The sequence below is a fragment of the Frankia sp. CcMO1 genome (genome assembly GCF_977945845.1).
On the sequence record NZ_CDWTMG010000218.1, the window covers coordinates 1 to 8,473 of the forward strand.

Genomic DNA, 8,473 nt, shown 5'->3' on the forward strand with positions numbered 1-8,473 from the left:
AGCAGGCTGCCCCTCGTGCCCGCCCAAGGCGACCAGGCCGCCTACATCCCCCGCCCCTCGGCTCTGCACCAGCACCTCCTCACCATTCTCGGCGTCGATCCGACCCGGCCACCTTGATCGGAAACCAGGCCGGTCAACGCATCGAAACCCCATGTGCGGAAGACAGAGCTAGACCATGCCCTCCGGCTGGAGGACCTGGCCGCCCACGCCGGGATGAGTCGCCGAACCTTCACCCGCCGCTTCGCTACGTCAGCACCTGCGCGACGCCATCGCAGTCCCCCGAACGCCTACCGCAGAACCTTCCGCGGCTAAGGCGCCAGGAGCGCGTCCAGTGGTGAGGCGGGCCGGTGCGCCCGCGCCTTGGCCCGGTTGCCGCAGATGGCCATGCTGCACCAGCGACGCTGGTGGGCCTTGGCGCGGTCATAGAACCACAGCGTGCAGGTCGGGCCGTCGCAGTTGCGGACGAGCGACCGGTTGCCATGCGCGAACAGGTCCGCGGCGGCCCGCGCCGGCAAGGCGAGGAGGACCTCGGCGGATGCCCACGTCCCGCTTTCGACGATCGCGGGGGTACCGCCGACGCGGGTAAGCCGCGCGTACCGATGGTCGGTGGCCAACAGCCCATTCAGTCGCGACAGCGTGGGTTCGTCCGGCACGGTGGAGCTGCCGCCCGCCCAGGCGCCGATAAGCGGCCGCAGCCACTCCCGGAGCTCGACCGCGGCGACGGCGATGCGGTCGAGCTCCTCGGGCCCGAACCGAGCAGGCAGCGCCTCTCGTTCGGCCGTGCCGACAAGCCCCGCGAGCTGGAGCCAGCGCAGGTAGCTCCGCCCATCGGCGATCAACTCGATCGGGCCGTCCGCCGAGAAGGCGAGGCTGTTGACGAAGTCCAGCACCGGATGATCGCCCAACCCGATCAGCACGTCCGGGTTCATCGGAGACCTCCCCTCGAGCCGATCGCCCAAATAACCACTCCACTTCCTCTTGAGAGGTTACTCCCCCGCCAAAGTAATCGTCTTAGCTATCTTTTTTAGATATCTTTTATGGACCACTGGACCACTGGACCACTGCGCCCGCTGCGCCCGACGGGGCCCGCCGCTGACCGGCAGGAGCCCGTCGGGACGGTCGGTCAGGAGTTGGCCACCGGAAGGTAGATCCGATTGCCGGCGGCGTTGAACTCGGCGGCCTTCTCCCGCAGGCCGGCGGTGACCGCCTCGTCGCCGGCCGGGCCCGCGCCATGCCCGGCCGGGTCCAGCCCGTCCCCGCCCGCGTGTGCCCGCACCTGGTGGGAAATCTTCATCGAGCAGAAGTGCGGGCCGCACATCGAACAGAAGTGCGCCGACTTCGCGGCCGGGGCCGGCAGCGTCTCGTCGTGGAACGCGCGTGCGGTGTCGGGGTCGAGCGCGAGGTGGAATTGGTCAGCCCAGCGGAATTCGAACCGGGCGTCCGACAGGGCGTCATCCCAGGCCTGCGCGCCGGGATGACCCTTGGCGAGGTCGGCGGCGTGCGCGGCGATCTTGTAGGCGATGACGCCGGCCTTGACGTCGTCCCGGTCAGGCAAGCCGAGATGCTCCTTCGGGGTGACGTAACAGAGCATGGCGGTACCGGCCCATCCGATCATCGCCGCCCCGATCGCGGAGGTGATGTGATCGTAGCCGGGGGCGATGTCGGTGGTCAGCGGCCCGAGGGTGTAGAACGGCGCGTCGTGGCACAGCTCCCGCTGCAGCTGCACGTTCTCCTCGATCTTGTTCATGGGCGCGTGCCCGGGGCCCTCGATCATCACCTGGACGTCGTGCTCCCACGCCACCTGCGTCAACTCGCCCAGGGTGGCGAGCTCGGCGAGCTGTGCCTCATCGTTCGCGTCCGCGATGGACCCGGGCCGCAGGCCGTCGCCCAGGGAGAACGTGACGTCGTACGCGGCGAAGATCTCGCACAGCTCGGCGAAGTGGGTGTAGAGGAAGTTCTCCTCGTGATGGGCCAGGCACCAGGAGGCCAGAATCGAGCCGCCGCGCGAGACGATCCCGGTCCTGCGCCGCGCGGTCAGCGGCACGTAGCGCAGCAGCACCCCCGCGTGGACCGTCATGTAGTCCACACCCTGCTCGCGCTGCTCGATCACGGTGTCCCGGTAGACCTCCCAGGACAGCTTCTCCGGCCGGCCACCGACCTTCTCCAACGCCTGGTAGATCGGCACGGTCCCGACCGGCACCGGCGCGTTGCGGATGATCCACTCACGGGTCAGGGCGATGTCCGACCCGGTCGAGAGGTCCATCACGGTGTCCGCGCCCCAGCGGGTCGCCCACACCATCTTCTCGACCTCTTCCTCGATTGAGGAGGTAACGGCCGAGTTGCCGAGGTTCGCATTGATCTTCACGAGAAACGCACGGCCGATCGCCATCGGCTCGGACTCGGGATGGTTCACGTTCGCCGGCAGCACGGCCCGCCCCGCGGCGATCTCCGCCCGCACCGTCTCGACGGGAAGACCCTCCCGCAGGGCGACGAACTCCATCTCCCGAGTGATCTGACCGCGGCGGGCGTAGCCCAGCTGGGTTACGGAAGGCCGTCCCGGCACCGCCCGACGGGGCACTCGCACCTGCCCGCCGAGATCCGTCCCGCCAAGACCGGGCGTCCCAGAACCGGGCGCCCCGGTCCCGGGAACGGTCCGCTGCTCATCCGGCGCGGTGTCGCCACGCTGGGCGATCCAGCTGTCCCGCGTCGCCGGCAGACCCCGGCGCACGTCGATGGTCACCCCCGGATCGGTATATGGACCGGAGGTGTCGTACACCACGACGGTGTCACCCGTGGTCAGCACGATCTCCCGCATCGGCACCCGCAGATCGGGATCCGCACCGACCAGCCAGGTCTTGCGGCTGCCCGTCAGCGGACCCGTCGAGACCGCCGTCATCGCCGCGGCCGAGATGGACGAGGAGGAGGACGAGACAGAGGAGGACGAACGGTCGGTGCGCGACACCATGTAAGACTCCCTACGCCGGCATTACCCGGACAGGTTCCTGCGGTCGGCGGCCCCAGCCGCCCTCTCAGCCCCTTGGCGGAGCTCCCGCGATCAACTTCGACGCTTGTCGACAGTAAGACACCGCCGGCCCGCTCGCCACCCCTTCCGGTTCATCCGACGCATGCCCCACACCATCGGGCGACGTGAGAGCCCTGTTCCGCCGGACCCCGGTTTCTCCGCGTGGCGGGGAACGCCGGACCAGCTCAGCGGTCCGGGGCCACCGCCGGCCCGGAACTCCCGCCCAGGTAGGCCGTCTCGATGAGCTCGGGACGCGCGACGAGATCCGCCGCGCTCGCCGACAGCGCGATCCGGCCCCGGTCGAGAACGTAGCCACGGTCGGCCACCTGCAACGCGAGCGAGACGAACTGCTCGACCAGCAGCACGCCGGTCGACGTCTCGAGGGCGATCGTGCGCAGCAGGGCGAGCAGCTGCGGCGCGACCCCGGGTGCCAGGCCGAACGACAGCTCGTCCACCAGCAGCAGACGCGGTCTGCGCACCAGAGCGACAGCCAACGCGAGCCGTTGCCGCTCACCCCCGGACAGTTCTCCGGCCGACCGGTCGAGCAGGCCGCGCAGCACCGGGAACCAGTCCAACACCGGCCCGATCTCGCCGGATGAGCGCCGGCCGGCCGCCAGGCGCAGGTTCTCGCGGACGGTCAACCGCCCGAGTGACCCTCGTCCCTGCGGTACGACCGCCATCCCCCGGCGGGCGAGTGTGCTCGGCGCGGCCCGGCGCGACCGGTCATCGAGGACCTTGACCCGCCCCCTCGACGGCGTCAGCAGCCCCGCCGCCGTGCGGATCAGCGTCGTCTTGCCCGCGCCGTTCGCTCCGAGCAGCGCCACGATCTCCCCGGCACCGACGGTGAGCGACACGTCCCGGAGCACCGGAACTCCGTCGTATCCGCTTGTGACCCGGTCGAGCACGAGCAGATCGCCCCCGCCTCGACCGGGGGCCGGCGCCGGGGTGGAGCCAGGCATGGACCCGGAGGCAGAGGCCGGGGCAGGCCCGGCGCGGTCGCCGCCGTCCGGCTCACCACCGCCCAGATAGGCGGCGCGGACCGCCGGATCGGCGCGCACCTCGGCAGGCCGACCGCGCGCGACGACGCGGCCCCCGTCCAGGACGAGGACGTGGTCGCATACGTCGAAGACGAGCTTCACATCGTGGTCGACGAGCAGCACGGCGATGCCGTCGGCGGCGATGCGGCGCAGCCGGTCGGCGAGCGTCCGGCGGGCGGCCGGGTCGAGACCCGCGGCCGGTTCGTCCAGCAGCAGGACCTTCGGCCCGGCGACGAGGGCGCGGCCGAGAGCCACCGAGGACCACTCGTCGTAGGAGAGCGTCGACGGCAGGCGGTCGGCGATCGTGGCGAGCCCGAGTGACCGGGCCGGATCTGGCCCGTCCGCGGGTCCGGGTGCCCGGGGCGTGACGACGGCCAGGTTCTCCCCGACCTCCAGGCTGTCGAAGAGTTCCAGCGCCTGGAAGGTGCGGGCGAGCCCCAACCGCAGCCGCTCATGCGCCGGCAGTCCGACGAGCACGGCACCGTCCAGCGTGACGGTGCCCGCGCTGATCGACGCAAACCCGGTGAGGGCGTCGATCAACGTCGTCTTTCCGGCTCCGTTGGGTCCGATGAGCCCGGTGATGGTGCCGGCCGACAGGGTGAAGGAGACATCCTCGAGGATGCGCGTACGGCCCTGGTCGGCGGCGAGCATGTCGACCGCCAGCAACGCCGTCACGGGGCTCCGCCCGGGTTGACCGGATGCGGGGTCAGGCTCGGCCGGCCCTGGTCCGGCGGCTGCGGGTGTCGCACGTGATCTCCTCGACGCGTTCGCTGCCCAGAACCGGTCCGATGCGTGCCACCCGACCGATCCACGCGGCTCTGATGATCGGCGCGAGCCGTCCGATGCGGTCGGTACGCGAGCCCGGCCGGACGTAGCACCGCCAGCACCACGACGGCGATCCCGCACAGCACGGACTGGTACTTGCCGAGCCCGGCAACCTGGTCCAGCACGATGAACACGATTCCGCCCGGCACCAGCAGACCGCCCAGCAACGCTCCGCCGACGCTCGTCACCCCACCGGCGGCCGCGATCGCCAGGAAGAACAGCGAGGCCGTGACGCCGAACGAGTCGAAGGACAGACGTCCCTGACCGTAGCCGATGAGGCAACCGCCGAGACCGGCGATCGCGGCGGAGAGAGTGAAGGCGAGTACCTTCGTACGACGGACGTCGATCCCGGCTGCGGCAGCGGCCCGTTCGTTCGCGCGCACGGCCAGCATGCGCCGGCCCAGGTCCGCGGTGCGCAGCCGGGCGACCCCGTAGCAGCACGCGGCGAGCACGGCCAACGCCAGCAGCCCGTACTCCGGCCGAGGGAACCCGGCACCGGCGAGCCCGAGATCGAGGCCGAAGATCTTCGGATTCGGTACTACCGACCCGGCCAACCCGCCGGTGACCAGCGGGTTTCCGAACACCACCTCCTGGATCGCGACGCCGGCGATCAGAGTGATCAACGCCAGGTCGATTCCACGCAGCCGCCGTGACAGCACCCCCAGCAGCAGGCCCGCCACAGCGGCGGCACTCGTGGCGAGCAGGGGTGCGATCGGGAACGGCACGCCCAGCTCACCCTGGAGTCTGGCCAACAGGAAGCCGGCGACACCGGCGAGGGTCATCTGCGCCAACGAGAGCTGTCCGACGTACCCGGTCAACACGACGAACGACAGACACACCACGGCGCCAGCGAGGCTGCGTTCGAGGCCGAGCCGGTAGGGGCCGGTCAGCACGAGGATCGCGACCACCCCGAACGGCACACCGATTGCGAGGTGGCGCAGGGGAGACTCCGGCGGTTCGACCACCGGCATCGGAGCCGACACGGCGACGCCCGCGGCGCGACCGGGAATCAGGTCCCCGCGCCGGCTCGCCACCGCGATGACCAGAAGCATCGGAAGCAGCGCGCGCAGTCCCGGCTGGTTCAACCAGGAGACGTCCTGTTGCAGCGGGATCAGGACAGCCTGGGTCATGCCGAGGCCGAGAGCTCCGACGACGGTCAGACCGAACGAGGACAGGCCACCGAGCAGAGCGGCGGCGAGCGCGGGAACGACGAACAGCGAGTAGCTCGTCGGATTCAGCGCACTGATCGGCGCCACGAGGATCCCGGCGAGAGCGGCGAGCACGGCCGCAATGACCCAGTTGACGGCGGCGATCCACCCGGGCCGCCGACCGAGAAGCGCGGTGGTCTGCTCATCCTCGGCGACGGCGCGGGTAGCCAGGCCGAACAACGTCCAGCGCGACATCGCCCACAGACCGGCGGCGACCACGATGACCGACGCGGCGAGCAGCAGCCGGTCGCTCGCCACGGTCACGCCCAGCAGGGACAGCGGTGACTGCGGCAGCACCGGGCTAAGGAACCTGTTGTCAGATCCGAACTGGAGCACGGCGACGGCCTGCAGCGCGATCGTGAGGCCGACCGCAGCCACGACCGTCATCAGCGGCTGGGCACGCCGCAAGGGCCGAAAAATAGCCAGATAGGATACCATCGCTAGGATTGCCGCCATTGCGAGGGATACTGACAGGGCTAGCCCGAAGGTGGGCGTGTCGGTGAGATGAATTCTTGGCGACATCCCGACGACGGGCAGTACGAGGTCCCCGACCTCCCGTAGTTCTGCGTACTGATAGGTGACGTACATAGCGAACGCCCCATGGGCGATGTTGACCACGCCGGACGCGCGGTAGGTGAGCACGAGCCCCAGCCCGAGCGCCGCGTACACGGCCCCCGGGCCAAGGCCGAGCAGCAATGCTGCTATATACGTTGTCACCGGGCCCCCGTAGACGCATCTATTACAGATAGAGAGATCCGAACTGCGATGAAGACCGGACGCATGGTCACACAACAGTCCCCGTCCGGCCGGTCGACGGTCAAGCCCCCAGAACTGGACGACAGAAGTGTAGCTTCACGAGCCGTGAGACAAGCCTCCCGCATCCTCCTCGCGTTCTCCGTAGCCTTGTCCGTTGTCGTCGTCGGGTGCACGAGTCAGCGCGGTGGCTCGTCCGGCGCAGCTGCCGGTGGCAGCGCGGCGGCGAGCCGCCTGACCGGGCCTCCGGTCACTGTCGGCTTCGTAACGGTTGAGAACAGCACTGTCGGGTCATACCCGGAGACCCGGAAGGCCGCTCAGGCCGCCGTGGACTACGCCAACACCTCTCTGGGCGGGCTCGACGGTCGGCCGCTCCGGCTGATCAGTTGCGCAACCGACGGCTCGCCGGAGTCTTCCCAGAACTGCGCCAACCGGCTTGTCGCCACGAAACCACTCGCGGTGGTCGGCGGGATCGATTTCGGCGCGGAGGCGGCGATGCCGATATACGAGACCGCCCACATCCCGTACGTCACCGGCTCTCCTCAGCTGAGCGGAGAACTCGGCTCACACAACGCCTTCGCGTTTTCCGGCGGTTCGCTCAGCGAGCTGCTCGGCCTCACCGACTATCTGACGAACATCCGGCATGTGCGCAGCGTGCACGCGCTGTACCTCGACCTGCCCGGCCTGCTGTCCGCCGCTATCCAGGGATCACAGAACATCCTGCGCCATAAAGGTGTGTCCGATATCAAACTGGTGCCAGAGAAATCCGACGCGGCGGACTTCGCGCCAGCCCTGACCCAGGTCGCGGCGGGCAAGCCAGACGCGATCATCGTGGTGTTCCAGGCAGCGACGTGCACCCGGATCGTCCAGGCCGCGGCGGCGCTGAACATCCGCAGCGACATCTACTTCATCGGTCCCTGCACCACCCCCGCGGTGCCGCGCGCGGCCAGCGGCCGGACCGACAACCTCTACTTCGCTTCCAGCTACCTGCCGGTCGGGACGAGCGATGGTGACGCCGACACGGCGGCGTTCCGTAAGGCGATCCCGGAGGCCGATCGTTCCTCGTCGTCGCAGGGATCCTTCTCCGCCGTCCTCAACATCCGGTCGCTGCTGGCCGGTACCGCCCAGCCGACCTCGGCCGCCCTGCTCACGGCGCTTCGTGCCTCCCACGACCACCCGAACGTCATGGCCCATCCGTTCACCTGTGACGGCAAGCAGATCGACATCTTCCCGGCGGTCTGCAACACGGCGGTGCGGCTGCTGGCGTGGAAGAACAACACGTTCACCGATGTCACCAGCAACTGGCTCGACGGGCGCCAGCTCATCAAACTGATCAACTAATCACCTGGGCCGACCCGGGCCAGGCTGGACCGATCCGGGCCGCGGCACGGCACGGCTCGCTCAGCGAGCGGCTCCGGTCGGTCCAGATCAGCGCCGCCGATTCATCGGACAACACCCACTGTCTCATCCGGACCCAATGTCTCATCCGGCGCGACGCCGCCGAACAGGGCGGCGTCGACTGCCCCCGCAGCCGGTCACCCAGACGCGACGCGCACCGGCTTCTTGACAAGCGGTTGACTAACGTTGCTAGCTAGAATCGACTAACAGCGTTAGACGACTAGGGTCTG

Annotated in this window: 5 protein-coding genes and 1 riboswitch; of the genes, 1 reads left to right on the forward strand and 4 read right to left on the reverse strand. The window is 69.4% G+C overall.

Annotated features, from left to right (window positions below; translation table 11 throughout):
• Positions 1-308 precede the first annotated feature (308 nt).
• From AC08OU_RS19760 to AC08OU_RS19775, 4 genes are all read right to left on the reverse strand, one after another.
• Positions 309-929 carry a CGNR zinc finger domain-containing protein gene (locus AC08OU_RS19760; protein WP_476605523.1) on the reverse strand — a complete coding sequence of 207 codons (621 nt, stop codon included), beginning with the start codon at positions 927-929 and terminating at the stop codon, positions 309-311.
• Positions 930-1,123: 194 nt separating this feature from the next.
• A complete protein-coding gene (thiC, locus tag AC08OU_RS19765) occupies positions 1,124-2,965 on the reverse strand; it encodes a phosphomethylpyrimidine synthase ThiC (protein ID WP_476605524.1) in 1,842 nt (613 codons plus the stop codon).
• Positions 2,956-3,063: riboswitch (TPP riboswitch) on the reverse strand. (Overlaps the previous gene by 10 nt.)
• Positions 3,064-3,207: 144 nt before the next feature.
• Complete coding sequence (locus tag AC08OU_RS19770) at positions 3,208-4,734, reverse strand: ATP-binding cassette domain-containing protein (protein ID WP_476601998.1); 1,527 nt, start codon at positions 4,732-4,734, stop codon at positions 3,208-3,210.
• Positions 4,731-6,809 (reverse strand): branched-chain amino acid ABC transporter permease, encoded by a 2,079-nt coding sequence (locus AC08OU_RS19775; protein ID WP_476601999.1) that lies wholly within the window; start codon positions 6,807-6,809, stop codon positions 4,731-4,733. Before AC08OU_RS19775 ends, AC08OU_RS19770 begins: the two co-directional genes overlap by 4 nt.
• Before the next feature lie 144 nt (positions 6,810-6,953).
• Here AC08OU_RS19775 and AC08OU_RS19780 point away from each other — a divergent pair, with 144 nt between their 5' ends.
• A complete protein-coding gene (locus AC08OU_RS19780) occupies positions 6,954-8,186 on the forward strand; it encodes an ABC transporter substrate-binding protein (RefSeq protein ID WP_476602000.1) in 1,233 nt (410 codons plus the stop codon).
• Positions 8,187-8,473: the final 287 nt, after the last annotated feature.